Below are 16677 nucleotides of genomic sequence, written 5' to 3'. Positions count from 1 at the left end.
GCCCTCGACTTTTGCAGCCGTGAGTAAAATTCGATGACCGACGCATCTTTGCCCGAGAGACCTGTTCTTCCGCGCCTTGAGGGTCTTGAGCGTCTGCGCGCCTGGTGGCACCTGATGGCGCAGGATCATGGAATCGTCCGCTCGATCTATCTGAACAAGCATCGGGTGCGGGATGACCTGTGGCGCTCGGCCCAGCCTTCTCCGTGGCATCTGGAGCGCTTTGCCGCGGCCGGGTTCAAAACCGTCCTTAATCTGCGCGGCTCGGAGCAGGACAATTACCGTTATCGGCTGGAACGGGAAGCCTGCGAACGGCTCGGACTGAAGCTGATCAGCCTGCCGATCCGTTCCCGCAATCCGCTGAAGCGGGAGACCATGATCGACGCGATCAAAGTCTGGGACCAGCTTGAGGGGCCGACATTGATGCACTGCAAGTCCGGTGCGGACCGTACCGGGCTGATGTGCACGCTTTATCTGCATCTGAAGCATGACGTGCCGATGCGTGAGGCGATGAACCAGCTATCGCTTCGCTTTGGTCACCTGCGGCAGGGCAGGACCGGTGTTGTCGATTTCGTCTTCGAAACTTTTGCCGACCGGCACGACGAAACCGGGATCACATTCCGTGACTGGGTCGAGACGGAATATGATCCCGATGCATTGCAGGCTTCCTTCCCCGATCAGTGGTTCTATTCTCTGATCGTCGACAAGGTGCTGCGCCGGGAATAAGCCGGTTTACGCTACGATCTTGCCATCCAGCTCATCCTCGATGAAGGCTCGGATAACGGCTTCCATGCCTTCGTCCTGGGTAAAGCCGAGTGCTGCTGCCTTCTTGGTGTTGAAGGCGGGGGGCCAGCCACGCACGATCTTTTCGATGAAGGGATCGGGTTCCCAGTCGATGCGGGAGGCGACGCCAGGGCCTGCGACGTGTTCCAGAGCCTTCGCCATCTCCGCGACCGTCAGCGAGAAACCTGGGAGCGAGACCGTACGCGATGCGCCCCAAGCATCGCCCGCCAGATTGTGAGCATGGATTGTGTTTTCTACGATGCTGCGCGGGGAGGCGAGCCACATCTTGGCGTCTCCGGCGACCGGACAGACTGCGCGCCGGCCCTGTAACGGTTCACGGAAGATCGAGCTGGCGAAAGTTGAGGCGGCCTTGTTCGGTTTGCCTGGACGGACCACGACGGTCGGGAAACGGAGCGAGCGTCCATCCACGAAGCCGCGTCGACTGTAATCGGAGACCAGCAGCTCGCCGATGGCCTTCTGGGTGCCGTAGGAAGTCTGTGGCGTCGTTGCAGTCATGTCCTCGACAATATTCGGAAGGTCTCCGCCGAAAGCTGCGCAGGAACTGGCGAAAACCATCTTCGGTGTGCCGTCTGCTTGCCGGAGAATTTCCAAAATGTCCCGCGTGGCGTCCAGATTGACGGCCATGCCGAGTTCGAAATCTTCTTCCGCCCCGGCGCTGACGATGGCGGCAAGATGAAAGACGCTGTCCGTATCGCCCGGGATGGCCTCGGCCAACAAAGCACTGTCTGTGATATCGCCGGAAAGGCTGCGTACCCTGCTATCGTCCGTCAGGGCGGCTGGTGCTGACACTGTATCCAGAAGGGTCAGTTCGGTAATGCTCTTCCGGCTTCCGTCGGCGGCGACAATCGCATTTGAATCAAGCAGCCGGCGAGCCAGTTTCTGGCCGATGAAGCCTGTGGCCCCGGTGATGGTGATTTTCATAGGGACCAATCCTTCTTCCATCCGAGGCCGTCGACGGTCCCGGCTTCCGGCCGATATTCGCAGCCGACCCAGCCGGCATAGCCAAGCTCATCCATCAGATCGAACAGGTAACGATAATTGATTTCCCCGATATCGGGCTCGTGCCGGCCCGGGACGCCTGCGATCTGGATATGCTCGATCAGGTCGAGATAATCCTGCATGTGGACCGCGAGATTCCCTTCCATGATCTGGCAGTGATAGAGATCGAACTGCAGCCGGACATTGTCCGCGCCAACTGCTTCGAGGATCGCCCGAGCCTGGGCCTGATAGTTCAGGAAATAGCCCGGCATATCCACGGTGTTGATCGGCTCGATGATCAGGGTCTTGCCGCGTGCTGCCGCGATTGGCGCGGCCTTGTGCAGATTGGCCGTCAGGGTTTCTGTACAAGCCTCGCGGGAGACGCCGTCCGGGACCATACCGCTCATCACATGCAGGCGGGGGCAGTCGAGCGTATCGGCATAATCGAGGGCTCGCTCCAGCGCCTCGCCGAAACGGTCTTCCCGTCCCGGGATTGCAGCGAAACCGCGGTCTCCCGCGTCCCAATCGCCCGGTGGCAGGTTGAACAGGGCTTGTTCGAGCCCGGTATCCTTAAGGCGTGTCCGGATTGTTTCGGCCGGGAAATCATATGGAAAAAGGAACTCCACGCCCCTGAAACCGGCATCGGCCGCAGCCTGAAACCGATCAAGAAACGCATGCTCCTGGAACATCATGGATAGATTGGCTGCCAGTTTTGGCATGAACACCCCCTTGGTTGCCGGTCCTTGAAATTGCCGGTTAAAGCGCGGACACGTGCTTGATTGGAGACGCAGCGTACAGCAGACTGCGTTGCTCAATCCAGAAACTGATTTTCCAAGGGAGACATGCGGTTATGGCGCCAATTCTTGGCTGTATCGCGGACGATTTCACCGGAGCAACGGACCTTGCGAACATGCTCGTGCGTGGCGGTATGCGGACCGTGCAACTGATCGGTGTCCCCGACGAGAACAAGGTTGTTCCCGAGGCCGATGCCATCGTCGTCGCCCTAAAGTCGCGAACCAACCCGGTGGAGGAAGCCGTCGCTCAGTCGCGTGCCGCTTTGAAATGGCTGGAAAATGCGGGTTGCCGTCAGTTTTTCTTCAAATATTGCTCCACATTCGATTCGACCGACGAAGGTAATATCGGACCGGTGACGGACGCACTGATGGCCGATCTGAAGACGGACTTCACCATTGCTTGTCCGGCTTTCCCCGAGACGGGGCGGACGATTTTCAAAGGCCATCTGTTCGTCGGAGATCAGCTATTGTCCGACAGTCCGATGCGGAATCATCCTCTGACGCCGATGACAGACAGCAATCTCGTGTCGGTCCTGCAACGACAAACTGAAAAATCAGTTAAATTGATCCAATTCGCTACCGTGGAAGCTGGATCAGAGGCTGTTTCGGCTGAAATGAGTGCTTTGAAAGCGGCCGGTGGTGGTGTCGCAATCGTCGATGCGGTTCTGGATCGCCATTTATTTTCAATCGGTTATTCTCTAGTTGATCTTGTGCTGATCACCGGCGGCTCAGGGATCGCCCTCGGGCTTCCGGAGAACTACCGGCGGCAGGGTTTGCTGAACGAAACAGCCGGTGCCGACGCGATCCCAGCTATTCCGGGTCATGCCGCAGTTCTCGCTGGGAGCTGTTCCGTCGCGACACTCGGGCAGATTGATCGGTTCAAGGCGGATCATCCGTCCTTTGGCATTGACCCGTTGCGTCTGGCGGATGACCAGAACGTGGTTGAGGAAGTGCTCGACTGGGCGCGTGAGAAGATTCCGGCAGGCCCTGTGCTGGTTTATGCCAGCCAGCCCTCGGAGACAGTGCGTGCAATACAGGAGCGTCTGGGCCGTGCAGAGGCGGGAGCGCTTATCGAAGAGGCAATGGCCGGGATTGCGAAAGGACTGATTGCGTCGGGGGTCCGGCGGCTTGTGGTCGCGGGTGGCGAGACGTCTGGTGCCGTTGTGTCTGCGCTCGATGTATCAGGGCTTCGGATCGGTGCACAGATTGATCCGGGGGTCCCCGCAACGGTCTCGCTGGATGACGAGCCCATCGCACTGGCGCTCAAGTCGGGCAATTTTGGCGGCCCCGATTTCTTTGCCAAGGCGTTGGCGGCTATGCCCTAATTGATGCGGCTAAGCGTTTTGGAAGACAAGAGCGACTGAGGTACCGAAATTGGGATTGCTCCTGATTTCAATATCCACGTCGTAGGGCACGAGCTGTGATTTCATGATCGACAGGCCCCGGCCGGTACCGAGCTCGCCCTCCGATCCTTCCGCCGGCTTGACCGGCAGGAACTGGAGAACTTCCGAGAGCTTCTCGGGCGACATCCCCACGCCGGTATCGCGGATCACCATGATCGCCGCACCGGATTTCGGATCGCATTTGCCGATCACTGCGACGGTTCCGCCCGATGGGGTGAACTTGATCGCATTCGTGATCAGGTTACCGAGTACGTCTTCGAGGATTGTCTGAGGGATCGGGAGGGATGGAAAACCCTGCTCGAACTGGACATATAGCGAAACGTTTTTCTCGCCTGCCAGTGCCATGTATCGTTCGGCAGTGTTTTGGGAGACAGCCTTTGCATCCGTTGGCGAGGCGGGACGTGATGTGTCCGTCTCATCTCCGTCGAGTAATCGGTCGCAGATACGCACCAGTGCCTCGGCAGCATCATGGGCCACCGTCGAATAGCGTTGATATTGAGGATGGCTGTGCGGGCCATGCTTCTCGACCTTCAGGAGATGCGTGTAAGCACGAAGCGCGCTCAATGCATTACGCATTTCATGCGCAATGTCGGTCACGAATTCCTTCTCACCGTTAGGTTTTGTCTCTGTCCCTGCGCTATCCGATGCGCCGGACCTATCCGATATATGCGTCGTTTTCATGCCGGTACGCGCCGCTTGTGACCAATTAAAGGTAACGACGCCGCAGCATTAAAGTGTTTTTTGATTTCAGTGCAAAGCACTTCGGCGCGTTATGGAACGATTGTTCATCAATCGTTGCATACTTTAGTATCGGAATGCAGCCGAAATGATCGCACTGAAATCAGAAGATTTTGTTAATGTGATTCGCGCATGACCGGCGTTCCGCTGCGCCCGACCAGGAAGTCCAGGTCCGCGCCCTTGTCAGCTTGTTCCACATGATCAACATAGAGTTTGGAATAGCCCCTGTCATAGGGCGATTCGAACCCGGGCCAGGCAGCCCGACGGCGCTCTATCTCCTCGTCCGAAACGTCGAGGTGCATGCGCCGCGCATCGACATCGACCTCTATCATGTCACCGTTCTGGACGAAGGCCAGCGGCCCGCCGGCGGCGGCCTCCGGTGCTGAATGCAGGATCACAGTGCCGTAGGCGGTCCCACTCATTCGGGCATCGGAAATCCGTATCATGTCCTTGATGCCCTTCTTAAGGACTTTCGGCGGTAAACCCATGTTTCCGACTTCTGCCATGCCCGGATATCCTTTCGGGCCGCAGTTTTTCAACACCATGATGCAGGTCTCATCGATATCGAGATCCGGGTCGTCGATCTTCTCTTTGTAATCCTCGATAGTTTCAAACACCACGGCACGCCCGCGATGCTTCATCAATTCCGGCGAGGCGGCGGATGGCTTGATGATGGCGCCATCGGGCGCGAGATTGCCGCGCAGGACGGCGATGCCCCCATTCGGTTTGAATGGCTTGTCCAGCGGGAAGATGACCTCCCGGTTCCAGCATTCCGCGTCCTTGTTGTTTTCCCAAAGCGTCCGTCCGTTGACTGTCAGCGCATCCTTGTGGATGTAGCCTTCCAGCTCCCGGATGATCGCGGGCAGACCGCCGGCATAGAAGAAGTCCTCCATCAGGAAGTCACCGGACGGCATCAGGTTGAGCAGGCAGGGCACGTCCCGGCCCAGCCGGTCCCAATCGTCCAGTGTGATGTCGATGCCCATCCGTCCAGCGAGGGCGAGCAAATGGACCACGGCATTGGTCGATCCGCCAATCGCTCCATTGACCATGATGGCATTCTCGAAATTCTCGCGCTTCAGCACGTCCGACATCTTGATGTCCTGCCGCACCATATCGACGATGCGGCGGCCGGCCATCTGCGAGAGTACATTGCGCCTGGAATCAACAGCGGGGATCGCCGCATTGTGAGGCAGTCCGGCGCCAAGCGATTCCACCATCGATGCCATTGTGGAGGCGGTCCCCATGGTCATGCAATGACCGGCGGAACGGGCGCCGTCCTGCTCGGCATCCATGAAATCCTGCAGCGTCATCTCGCCGGCGCGGACCATCTCGGAGAACTTCCAGACATGGGTCCCGCTGCCGACCAATTCGCCGCGATAGTGGCCGTTCAACATCGGGCCGCCGGAAACCGTGATAGTCGGGAGATCGCAGCTTGCCGCCCCCATCATCAGCGACGGCGTGGTCTTGTCGCAGCCGACAAGCAACACGACGCCATCCATCGGCAGGCCGCGAATCGCCTCTTCCACGTCCATAGACGCGAGATTCCGGTACAGCATCGCCGTCGGTCGGAGTTGACTCTCGGATGTCGAGAAAACAGGAAACTCAACCGGCATGCCGCCGGCTTCGTAGACCCCGCGTTTCACCCGTTCCGCGATATCGCGGAAATGGGCGTTGCAGGGATTGAATTCAGACCAGGTGTTGCAGATGCCGATCACCGGACGCCCGTCGAACAAATCGGCTGGAATGCCTCTGTTCTTCATCCAGGAACGATGCGCCCAGCCATCCTTGTCGGCCTTCCCGTACCAGTCGGAAGATCGCCTTTTTCCCTTGTTCGGATCGTTCTTTTTGGAATTGTCCTCGGCCATCGCGCCGGTCTCCCCTTTGACCATCGTCCGATTTTGATACCAGACGTTTTTTAACTGTCGCGAACCGTCTCACCGGTTCGCGACGCGGTCAAGATGCTGACTGGAGCGAGAGCCGTTCCGACTCAGCCGTTTTGCGCGGCCCAGTCCGTCAGCTTGGTCATGAACTCGACGCATTCCTGGACCTGGCTGATTTCGATGAACTCGTCCGGCTGATGAGCTTGCTGAATGTAGCCGGGGCCGAAGATCACGCCCGGAACGCCGGCTTTCTGAAAGAAGCCGGCTTCGGTTCCAAAGGACACCGCGCCTGACTGGTTTAGGCCGGTCAGATGACGGATCAGGTCTTCGGCGGCGGATTCTGTGTCCGGTACAAGTGGCGGCACGTCATTGACCATTTCCATGGTAACGCCGGCTTCCGGAGAGACTGCCTTCAGGGCCGGGTTCAGCTCGCTCTCGATATAGTCGCGGACACGCTGTTCTATGGCTTCGCCGTCGTCCCCCGGATGCAGGCGCATACCCCAGCGGAACTTCGTAAACTCCGGAATGATATTATGCGCGGTACCGCCTTCGATGATCCCGAGATCGATTGTGGTGTAGGGCGGATCGAACGGGCTGTCCTCATGAGCGTTTTCGCGAAGCTCGGTCTGGATCTGTTCCAGCATGTTAATGATCCGCGCTGCGAACATGATGGAGTTGGCGCCGCGATGGGGCTCGCTCGAATGACCGGGCACGCCACGAACCACAACGGCAAGGCTGCGGCTACCCTTGTTGCCGCCGATGATCTTCATACCGGTTGGCTCGCCGACCACGACGGCGATTGGTAGAGGCAGGTTCTCCGTCATGTCCTTGATCAGGCCGCGCACGCCGATACAGCCGATCTCTTCGTCGTAGGAGAAAGCGAGATGAATCGGAGTCTTCAGGCCGCGCTTTTTCATCTCCGGCGCCATGGCCAGCGCGATGGCGCAGAAGCCCTTCATGTCGGCGGTGCCGCGTCCGAACAGTTTCTTGTCGGCTTCCCACATCTTGAACGGCTCGGCGCTCCAGTCCTGGCCGTCGACGGGAACCACGTCGACATGGCCGGAGAGCACGACGCCGCCCCTGTCTTCCGGGCCGATGGTGGCCCAGAGATTGGCCTTGGTCTTATCCTCGTTGAAGGTCGTGCGCGTCGGAATACCGTGGCCTTCCAGATAGTCCCGCGCGAAATCGATCAGCGCGAGGTTGGAGAGCCGGGACGTTGTGTCGAAGGCGACCAGACGGTCGAGCATGGAAATGGATTGGGCGAGCATCTCGCTCATGTCGCGATACCTTTCCGGGCAGCGCCTAACGGCGCCAGAAGGAGGGAGAGAGCATCACCAGGACGGTGAACAGCTCCAACCTGCCGAGCAGCATGCCGAATGACAAGAGCCATTTTGCACTGTCTGGCAGCGAGTCGAAGTTGCCCGCCGGTCCGATGATTGGGCCAAGGCCGGGGCCAACATTACTGATCGCGGTTGCTGCTCCGGATACGGCGGTAATGAAGTCAAGGCCGATAAAGGCCAGCATGGCCGACAGTGCCCCGAAACACAGCATGTAGAGAAAGAAAAAACCCATCACCGATTCCGACACTGTCTCAGGGATCGGTTTGCGGTTGTAGTAGGGAATGAAAACGCCGTGCGGGCGCAGCAACCGCTCGATCTGTACCTGCGCGGTGGCATAGAGCACCTGGATCCGGAAGATCTTGATGCCGCAGGTCGTCGACCCGGCGCATCCGCCGACAAACATCAGACACATGACGAGGGTGACCGGGAACCCTCCCCAGTTTCCGTAGTCGGTCGTGGTAAACCCGGTCCCGGTCATAACCGAGACCATGTTGAAGGCGGCGTACCGCACCGACTGCATCGGCGCGAAATCAAGCACATGCCAGTTCCACAGAGAGACGGTGCAGACCACGATTGCGACGATGGCGAGAAACCACTTCACCTGGCTGTCCTGGAACAGCGGGCGGAGCGATCCGCGCATCATCCGCAGATAGTAGACGAACGGCAGGCTGCCCGCGATCATGCCTACAAAGACGATCCAGTCCACCAGGGCACTGTCATAGTGGCCAATGGAATCGTCGCGGGTCGAATAGCCGCCAGTTGCTATCGTTGCCATGGCATGGGTGATGGCGTCGAATCCCGGCAAACCGGCGATCCATAGTGCTGTCGCACAAATTGCTGTGAAGGCCAGATAGATGCCGCTGATTCCGCCTGCAAGTTGCGCCGCGCGAGGCACCACTTTGTCCGGCGCATCGAACGCTTCGGTCTGAAACAACTGCATGCCGCCGACGCTGAGCATCGGCAGCACGGCAAGGGCCATGACAATAATACCGATTCCGCCGAGCCATTGAAGCAGGGCACGCCAGAGCAGGATGCCTGGCGGTGCGTGGTCGAGCCCGACGATAACGGTCGCCCCGGTGGTAGTCACACCCGACATGCTCTCGAAGAACGCATCGGCGACGGTCATGTCGAGTTGGGAAAAGGCGAAGGGCAGAGCCGCAACTGTGGCGATCGTAAGCCAACTGAGGGTGGTCAGCAGGAAGGCCTGACGCAGGCTTAGATTGGTTGCGGAGGGACTCTTAGTGCTCAACATCATCGAGACGCCGATGAAGAGGGACAACGCAGACGCGCCGGTGAAAACCTCCCAATCGGAATTGCCAACGATGAGATCCACACCGGCCGGCAGCAACATGGCCACGGCCATGATCGACATGAGAAGACCGACGATGTGAAGGACCGGACCAATGGCGACCAAGTCCGCGCTCCAAATCCATTTGCACAGAGCGGGGATCATTGGACTGGCTCGCGCCGGATGTCCAGCACCGAAACGGAAAAGGGGCGCTGCCTTGCGGCTGCGCCCCCGATGTTCAGGTCCCGGCTAGAGAAACGTCAGTTGGCATTCGCGACCAGGTCGAAGAATTCCTTCCGAAGCTCAGCATCCTCCTTGAAGCAGCCGGTCAATGTCTTGGTGACCATGCTAGCGCCCGGTTTGCACACGCCACGCGTCGTCATGCACTGATGTTCCGCCTCGACCATGACGGCAACGCCTTTGGGCTGAAGCACGTCCTGGATCGAATGAGCAATCTGCGCGGTCATTTTTTCCTGTATCTGCAGCCGCTTTGCAAAAGTCTCGACGACCCTCGCCAGCTTGCTGACACCGACCACGCGGTTGTTTGGCATATAAGCGATGGAGACCCTGCCGACGACCGGCAGCATGTGATGCTCACAGTGGGATTCCATGCGGATATTCTTCAACAGGACCATCTCGTGATAATCCTCGGTTTCTTCGAATATGCGCTCGAGATAGCCTCGGGGATCGCTGTGATAGCCCTTGAACAGTTCTTCATAGGAGCGCACGACGCGTGCCGGTGTATCCAGCAATCCTTCTCGGTCTGGGTTGTCTCCAGCCCACTCGATGAGGACACGGACCGCCGCTTCCGCTTGTTCGCGCGTTGGGCGAGATCCGACAACTTTGACGTCGGCATCTTGGCTCGCCGCGGCATCTGTCCGCATTGCGTTGTCATAAGGCGACATTCTTGAATTCCTTCTCGGTCAAGGGCGCATGAATTGTGATGGGGTTACGCCCTCAGTGTTCCCAATGGATGCCCGATCTGCGCATCCGCTCAGTTTGGCCGTCCGGCCGATTCCGGTAAATCCAGCGAGAAACTGGGTACCGAAACAGTGAAAATGTGTCCGTCCGGGCCGGTCATGTCGTAATGACCACTCATGAAGCCCGAGGGCGTCCCGAGAGGTGTGCCACTTGTGTATTCGAAACTTTCGCCCGGTCGGATCACTGGTTGCTCGCCGACAACGCCTGGTCCGTCGACTTTCTGTTGGCGCCCGAGAGCATCCGTAATTTCCCAATGACGTGCGCGCAGGCGAACGTCCTCATCCCCTAGATTCTCGATCGTGACCTTGTAGGCCCAAACAAATCGATGTTCCTCCGGGTCCGAATGATCCGGAAGATAATGAGGCTGAACAAACACCCTGATCGCGCCCGTTGTCTCGCTGTACACTCTTTTTACTCCTCACCCGCGCCGCCGCTACCTTTGGCCCTCGCTACTGGCGCTTCTGGTGTCCGAACTATATGTGGAGCGAATTTCCGAAGAGTCTACATACGCGCAACGCGCGCCTCGGCCAACTGTCGGGCAAGCATCAACGGCTGCACAATCTCTCACCATGTCGTGACTATATGGGGCTGTCATTCGATATGCATTCAATTGAAGGGAAATTCTTCAGAATCGATTTCACTTGTAAGCAAGGCGCAGCTTGCGCATCTTTGGCGGCGTCGCGGGTGTAGTTCAATGGTAGAACATCAGCTTCCCAAGCTGAATACGAGGGTTCGATTCCCTTCACCCGCTCCAGCGATGCCAATCGTGCCTTTGCTGACGATAACGATGGGAGTCGTTGCATCCGATGCAGAGACGACAGGATCTTCGGATGAAGCGGGAATTTGTCGACATGCACGGCCCCGGATTATCCGCGCAACGCAGCCATGCACATCTCTTGACTTGAATTTAGTCTCGATTTTCGCTATCCCCGTCGCCGCGAGCTAATGCTCGTCGGTTTCAATTGTTTCGATCCCGCTCCCGGCCTTGACCGGGTGTTGAGGGATCCAGCCCACATTCGGCGTTTTGATCAGACTTGCTTTCCGGCATCCGGTTTTTCGGTGCATACCGGGAGTATATTGATCCAGGACCGTTCCGGCCCCGCCGCACCCGACGAGACGCTAGAAAAAGGAGAACTAGATGCAGGACAAGCCGCTCACCGGAAAAAATATCGCAATCATGGTCGCCAACGGTTTCGATGAAGTCGAATTCGTCGAGCCCCAAAAGCAGTTGCTTGCCGCTGGCGCAACGGTCAAAGCCGTTTCCCGCGCCACCGGCCTCGTCAATGGCTGGTACGACGGTTCCTGGGGCCATTTCTTCCCGGTTGACGCGGACTTGGCTGACACGCTTGCCGTCGATTATGCCGGTCTTGTTATTCCGGGCGGTGTCCGTGGCGTCGAGAAGCTGGCTGAAGACCCCCACGCCCAGCGCGTGCTGAAAGCATTCATGCGCGCCGGAATGCCGGTTGCGTTGATCGGCGACGCCACGTCCCTGATGGTCACTATCGAAGACGCCAAAGGCCGGACTGTTACGTCTTCCGCCGACACCCGTGAGGCTCTCGAAGCCGCCGGTGCCAGCTGGGAAGAAGTTGCTTCCGTGACCGAGGGCAACCTGGTTACCGCCAGTGGCGTCGACGGCATCGCTGAGCTGATCCAGAGCTTCACAGCCCTGGTCAACGCTTTCGAAAGCGACGTGACCGAAGCCGCTTAACGCCGCTTTCGGATCATAAACTGACGCAGACGGCGTGGATTTTTGATCCACGCCGTTTTCTTATCTGGAATGCTTCTGTGTTCTGAAATTGCGGTCGCGAGATTTTCGATATGTCTGACATCCCATCTCCCTGCGTTGCCGTTTGCCAGATCGACCGCGAAAGCGGCCACTGCCTCGGCTGCTGGCGGACGATCGAGGAGATTTCGGGCTGGTCCGGTTTCGACGGGGAGCGCAGACTTCAGATCATTGCAGAGCTGCATGACCGGCGTGGCGCGGCCGCGCCAAGGTTGCGCCGCAAAAACCGACGCAGGGCCGGTACGGCGACCAGTGTGGACTGATTGAGGAGACGCGGCATGACGGGACCGGTATTTCATTTATTCAATCAGGCGCCGACTCCGGTCGCGCCGTACAGCCATGCCGTGGAGATCGATGACTGGTGCCTGATCACCGGCCAGCTAGCGACTGATCCCGACGATGATACGCGACCGCTGCCGGATGGCGTCGAGGCGCAGACCCGCCGGACTATGGAAAACCTGCGGCTGGTCCTTGAGGGGCTCGGGCTCGATTTTAGCCACGTTGTCTCCGCCCGCGTATTCCTGACGGAATTCGAGCGTGACTACGATGCGATGAACGGGGTCTATGCGGAGTATTTCGGGGCCGAAACGCGGCCGGCGAGGACCTGTGTTGGGGTCACCGGGCTGGCCCGGAAGGCACTTGTCGAAATCGATTGCATCGCCTTGCGTCCACGCTGAAAAATTCGTCAGGTTCCCCACTTGACGTAGGCGCACTTATTGCGCATTTTGTATTTAGAAAGACACGACCGGTAGGGCGCCGCGATGACTTGGCGTGCTCCCGGTCGAACTTTTTCGAGCGGCGGGTCAGATTTAACTTGCTACCGGGGGCGAAAAGCCTCAGAACGCCGCGCTTACATCCGCATTGTGCGGAGCGAAAGGAACGCCAGACCATTCCGCCCAACGGTGTTGCGGCAAGCGGGATGCGACGGGGTAACTGGGACATCTACTGGATAGGAGGGGTTGATGGATAAAAACGTCGCCTTCGCTGATTTGGGGATGGACTCGGATACTCAACCGAGCAGAACCAATTCCGACACCACCGGCACGGCCAATATCGATGGCACGGTCGTTCAACTGGCACCGACGCATTCGGATGCATCTCTCGATCATTTCGTGAAGAAGGATGGGCTGGTCTTTGCCGGCACGCATCTGATCATCGATCTGGTTGGCGCCTCGCGGCTGGATGACCTCGCGCATGTCGAGGAAACCCTGCGCGAAGCCGTCGAGGTTTCCGGGGCGACCTTGCTACACATTCACCTGCATCACTTCACGCCGAACGGCGGAGTGTCGGGTGTTGCGGTGCTTGCTGAGTCTCATATCAGCATCCATACGTGGCCGGAGCGGGGCTATGCCGCGCTCGACGTGTTCATGTGCGGAGATGCGGAGCCGCACAAGGCGATTGCAGTGCTGCGCCGGGCCTTCCGTCCCGACTCGATCCAGCTCAACGACCTGAAACGGGGCCTGACCGTATGAGCGAGTGGTTTTGCGAAACCCTCCACAGCGGCTACGGACAACGTTTGGTAATCGACAACGTGCTCTTCCGGGAACGGACGGAGCACCAGGACTTGATTATCTTCGAGAATCGTACCTTCGGCAGGGTGATGGCGCTGGACGGTATCGTCCAGACCACTGAGGGCGACGAGTTCGTCTATCACGAGATGCTGACGCACGTGCCGATTCTAGCCCATGGCCGGGTGAAGCGCGTCCTGATCATCGGTGGCGGCGATGGCGGTATGGCGCGGGAAGCGCTGCGCCACAGATCGGTTGAGCAGGTGACCATGGTCGAGCTCGATCGCAGTGTGGTCGATATGTGCATCGAGCATCTGCCGTCTCTCAGCAATGGTGCGTTCGACGATCCCCGGCTTGATCTGCAATTCGCGGATGGGGCGAGGTTCGTCGAGGAGACGGACGGCCATTGGGATGTAATCATTGTCGATTCGACCGATCCCATCGGACCGGGCGAAGTGCTGTTCCGGGAAAGCTTCTACAAGGCATGCAAGCGATGCCTGACGGATGGCGGCATTCTTGTCACCCAGAACGGGGTTCCGTTTGTCCAGGGCGGTGAGGTTACCACGAGCTTCAATCGCCTTAGTCCGTACTTTGCCGATGTCTGGTTCTACACGGCGGCGGTGCCGACCTATCAGGGAGGGCTAATGGCTTTCGGTTGGGCAAGCGACGACAAGTCTTTGCGGCAACTTCCTGTTCCGGTGATTGCGGAGCGGTTCGAAGCGGCCGAAGTGGATTGCCGTTACTACACGCCCGAAGCCCATGCCGGTGCTTTCGGTCTGCCCCAGTTTATCCGCAAGTTGCTGGTTTTGGACTGACGTCGTTTTTTAGATGCTCTTTTAAGGCTTTCTTTACGGCTGACCGCTACATTGAGTTTCAAGGAAACGCCGTTTCCCCCAGCGGCATCAATCACGGTCAGGAGCGCTTTCGCGCATCCCTCTAACCTGACAAAGTGATCCTTCCGAGACACTCCCTACGGGGCTCGTCACTGACGAGCCCCTTTTGTTTGCACGAATTGTCTCTCTGGGCTCGAAAGCGGAGATAAGGCCATGCTATGGTCATGAAAAATCAGCAACTTGCAGACTCGCATGGTAGCCAGAGCGCCACTGATCACCGTCCTTGTCGTCGCCTATAACTCGGGCACGTATCTGCCCCGCTGCCTGGCGGCGCTGGAAGCGCAGACATTTCGCGATTTTGACGTCTTGGTGCTCGATAACGGGTCTCCGGACGGCGATGATATTGACCTGAGCAATCTCGGCGTTCCGGCCAAGGTGGTGCGCAGCCCGGAAAATATAGGCTTTGCCGCCGGTAACAATCTGCTTGCCCGGCAGGCGCAGGGCACTTGGCTTGCCCTGCTGAATCCGGATGCCTTTGCCGATCCCGGCTGGCTCCAGGCATTCGCGGATGCTGTTGTTCGCTATGATGGCATCTCTGTCTTCGGCTCGACCCAGCTTCTCGACAGCGATCCGGCGCTGCTTGACGGTGCGGGAGATCATTACAGCCCGCTTGGCCTTGCCTGGCGGGGCGACCGGCTGAAGCCTGCTTCGCTTGTGACGGAGGATGCGGAAGTGATGGGCCCCTGTGCTGCCGCCGCGTTCTACCGACGGGATGTGTTTGAAGCTGTCGGCGGCTTTGCCGAGACCTATTTCTGTTATTACGAAGATGTGGAGCTTGGGCTGAGGTTCCGTCTCGCCGGCGAGCGTTGCATCCAGCTTGTCGGTGCACGGGTCCGGCATGTCGCTTCCGCAATTGCGGGAGAAAATTCGGATTTTTCCCGCTATCACATCACGCGGAACCGGATCTGGACATTCTTGCGTACGATGCCAGCACCCGTGTTCCATCTCTTCTTGCCATTGCTGCTCGCCCAGCTTGCGCTCATTGTCCTGCTTGGTCCCGTGCGCGGCGACAGCCCTGTCCGTGTGAGGGCAATCAGGGATGCGCTTCGTGCTTTCCCTGCCGTCATGAAACAACGGGCCGAGATTCAGGCTGGCCGAAAGGCGGGAAAGTGCACGTTTCTTTCTGCATTGAGCTGGAATCCTGTAAAAATCTTCGCCAGCGAAGGCGACCGTCGGCCGATCCGGCGCGAAAACAAAGCGGGACCGGTCCCGTCAACCGGGGTGGAACATGCAGCAGACTAGCGTTGCCGCCGTTATTATCTCCTACCAGTCCGATGAACGGCTGTTCCGTGGGCTGGAAGCGCTGACCCCGCAGGTCGGCCGTATCATCGTCGTCGATAACGATTCTGGCGATCAGGTGACAGACAAACTGAGAGAAGCGGCCGAAGCCCACGATAATAAGATCAAGCTCGTTTTAAATGACGAGAATGTTGGGCTCGCAGCCGCCCAGAACCAGGGTATCCGGCTGGCACTGGAAGAAGGCGCAGACTGGGTTCTGCTGCTTGACGATGACAGTGTTCCCGACGCGGGCATGGTTGCGGCCCTGCTGGCCGCACATGCCAGCCATCCGGCTCCAGATCGGATCGGTCTTGTGGCGCCGCGTCTGCACGATGCAGAAGGCACATTGAAAGCCCGGGCCTATATCTCGAAGCATGCCTTTGACTTCCGTCCTGTACGGTTTGGGCCGGGCGATGTGCTCGACAATGTTGCCTTTGTCATAGCCTCTGGCAGCCTCGTGAAGGCCGAGGTCTTCCGGGAAGTCGGGATGATGCGCGAGGACTTCTTTGTCGATTATATCGACTTCGATTTCGCTTTCCGAATGAAACGGTTCGGCTGGGGGCTGGTTGCAGTCGGGGATGCCGGGCTGGAACACCGGCTGGGCGAGTTCGAGCAAAAACGGCTATTGGGACGGGATTTTCGCTTTAACAGCCATTCTGGTTTCCGCCGGTATTACATCTACCGCAACCGCATGCGCGTCTGGTGGGCACACGGTTTCCGGTTGCCGGCCTTTTTTGCATTCGAGGCCGCGTCGATTTTGATTGATCTGGCCAAGCTCATTCTGCTCGAGGACGACAAGCTGGAAAAGCTTGGCGGAATAGGGCGCGGTGTGATGCATGCTGTACTCGGGCGGGACGTACGACCGGCTGCCTGAGACTCAGATGGCCCCTGAGATCCAAAGGTTCTATGGGCTATCTAAGCCGGCAGTCGAAGGGGTGCCGAGCTGTGCTTTCGAGACGCCAATCAGTATGTCGTCACTGCGATTGCTCTCAAGCGGGTCAGTCCTGGCCCT

The 16677-nt window shown here is 58.6% G+C and carries 17 protein-coding genes and 1 tRNA gene; 10 read left to right on the top strand and 8 right to left on the bottom strand.

Annotated features, from left to right (window positions below):
* Window positions 1–33 precede the first annotated feature (33 nt).
* Window positions 34–723 (top strand): sulfur transferase domain-containing protein, encoded by a 690-nt coding sequence (locus ABJ076_RS01455; RefSeq protein ID WP_348191338.1) that lies wholly within the window; start codon window positions 34–36, stop codon window positions 721–723.
* Window positions 724–729: 6 nt separating this feature from the next.
* Here ABJ076_RS01455 and denD read toward each other — a convergent pair whose 3' ends face one another.
* On the bottom strand, window positions 730–1722 hold the full coding sequence (denD, locus tag ABJ076_RS01450; RefSeq protein ID WP_348191341.1) for a D-erythronate dehydrogenase: 993 nt from the start codon (window positions 1720–1722) through the stop codon (window positions 730–732).
* A complete protein-coding gene (otnI, locus tag ABJ076_RS01445; protein WP_348191344.1) occupies window positions 1719–2498 on the bottom strand; it encodes a 2-oxo-tetronate isomerase in 780 nt (259 codons plus the stop codon). The genes denD and otnI overlap by 4 nt, the downstream gene beginning before the upstream one ends.
* A 131-nt stretch (window positions 2499–2629) precedes the next feature.
* Here otnI and otnK point away from each other — a divergent pair, with 131 nt between their 5' ends.
* Window positions 2630–3898, top strand: coding sequence for a 3-oxo-tetronate kinase (gene otnK, locus ABJ076_RS01440; protein WP_348191347.1), 1269 nt, complete (start codon window positions 2630–2632; stop codon window positions 3896–3898).
* A gap of 9 nt (window positions 3899–3907) precedes the next feature.
* On the opposite strand, the gene ABJ076_RS01435 is transcribed toward otnK, so the two are convergent.
* From ABJ076_RS01435 to apaG, 6 genes are all read right to left on the bottom strand, one after another.
* Window positions 3908–4573 carry a HAMP domain-containing sensor histidine kinase gene (locus ABJ076_RS01435; protein ID WP_348191350.1) on the bottom strand — a complete coding sequence of 222 codons (666 nt, stop codon included), beginning with the start codon at window positions 4571–4573 and terminating at the stop codon, window positions 3908–3910.
* A 257-nt stretch (window positions 4574–4830) separates the two neighbouring features.
* The gene (gene araD, locus ABJ076_RS01430) at window positions 4831–6579 is read right to left on the bottom strand and encodes an L-arabinonate dehydratase (protein ID WP_348191352.1); all 1749 of its coding nucleotides are present in this window, start codon (window positions 6577–6579) and stop codon (window positions 4831–4833) included.
* Between the two features lie 122 nt (window positions 6580–6701).
* Window positions 6702–7871, bottom strand: coding sequence for an acetylornithine deacetylase (gene argE, locus ABJ076_RS01425; RefSeq protein ID WP_348191355.1), 1170 nt, complete (start codon window positions 7869–7871; stop codon window positions 6702–6704).
* Window positions 7872–7896: 25 nt separating this feature from the next.
* The gene (locus tag ABJ076_RS01420; RefSeq protein WP_348191356.1) at window positions 7897–9348 is read right to left on the bottom strand and encodes a TrkH family potassium uptake protein; all 1452 of its coding nucleotides are present in this window, start codon (window positions 9346–9348) and stop codon (window positions 7897–7899) included.
* A gap of 134 nt (window positions 9349–9482) precedes the next feature.
* A complete protein-coding gene (folE, locus tag ABJ076_RS01415; RefSeq protein ID WP_348191553.1) occupies window positions 9483–10106 on the bottom strand; it encodes a GTP cyclohydrolase I FolE in 624 nt (207 codons plus the stop codon).
* Window positions 10107–10216: 110 nt separating this feature from the next.
* Window positions 10217–10609, bottom strand: a complete 393-nt coding sequence (gene apaG, locus ABJ076_RS01410) for a Co2+/Mg2+ efflux protein ApaG (protein WP_348191358.1) — start codon at window positions 10607–10609, stop codon at window positions 10217–10219.
* 274 nt (window positions 10610–10883) lie between these two features.
* Here apaG and ABJ076_RS01405 point away from each other — a divergent pair.
* The 8 genes from ABJ076_RS01405 (at window position 10884) to ABJ076_RS01370 (ending at window position 16539) form a co-directional block, all read left to right on the top strand.
* Window positions 10884–10957, top strand: a tRNA-Gly gene (locus tag ABJ076_RS01405).
* A gap of 384 nt (window positions 10958–11341) precedes the next feature.
* Window positions 11342–11911, top strand: coding sequence for a DJ-1/PfpI family protein (locus ABJ076_RS01400; protein WP_348191361.1), 570 nt, complete (start codon window positions 11342–11344; stop codon window positions 11909–11911).
* A 110-nt stretch (window positions 11912–12021) separates the two neighbouring features.
* Window positions 12022–12249, top strand: a complete 228-nt coding sequence (locus ABJ076_RS01395; RefSeq protein WP_348191364.1) for a DUF1289 domain-containing protein — start codon at window positions 12022–12024, stop codon at window positions 12247–12249.
* A 15-nt stretch (window positions 12250–12264) separates the two neighbouring features.
* A complete protein-coding gene (locus ABJ076_RS01390; RefSeq protein ID WP_348191367.1) occupies window positions 12265–12663 on the top strand; it encodes a RidA family protein in 399 nt (132 codons plus the stop codon).
* 285 nt (window positions 12664–12948) lie between these two features.
* Window positions 12949–13458: an adenosylmethionine decarboxylase gene (speD, locus tag ABJ076_RS01385; RefSeq protein ID WP_348191370.1), complete on the top strand. Its 510-nt coding sequence runs from the start codon at window positions 12949–12951 to the stop codon at window positions 13456–13458.
* Window positions 13455–14309: a polyamine aminopropyltransferase gene (speE, locus tag ABJ076_RS01380; protein ID WP_348191373.1), complete on the top strand. Its 855-nt coding sequence runs from the start codon at window positions 13455–13457 to the stop codon at window positions 14307–14309. Before speD ends, speE begins: the two co-directional genes overlap by 4 nt.
* 270 nt (window positions 14310–14579) lie before the next feature.
* Window positions 14580–15629: a glycosyltransferase family 2 protein gene (locus tag ABJ076_RS01375; RefSeq protein WP_348191376.1), complete on the top strand. Its 1050-nt coding sequence runs from the start codon at window positions 14580–14582 to the stop codon at window positions 15627–15629.
* Entirely contained in the window at window positions 15616–16539 is a 924-nt protein-coding gene (locus ABJ076_RS01370) for a glycosyltransferase family 2 protein (RefSeq protein ID WP_348191379.1), read from the top strand. The genes ABJ076_RS01375 and ABJ076_RS01370 overlap by 14 nt, the downstream gene beginning before the upstream one ends.
* The last annotated feature ends 138 nt before the right edge of the window (window positions 16540–16677 follow it).

This window comes from Nisaea sp. (assembly GCF_039990255.1).
Lineage (GTDB): Bacteria > Pseudomonadota > Alphaproteobacteria > Thalassobaculales > Thalassobaculaceae > Nisaea.
This window is presented reverse-complemented; position numbering and strand designations above follow the sequence as displayed.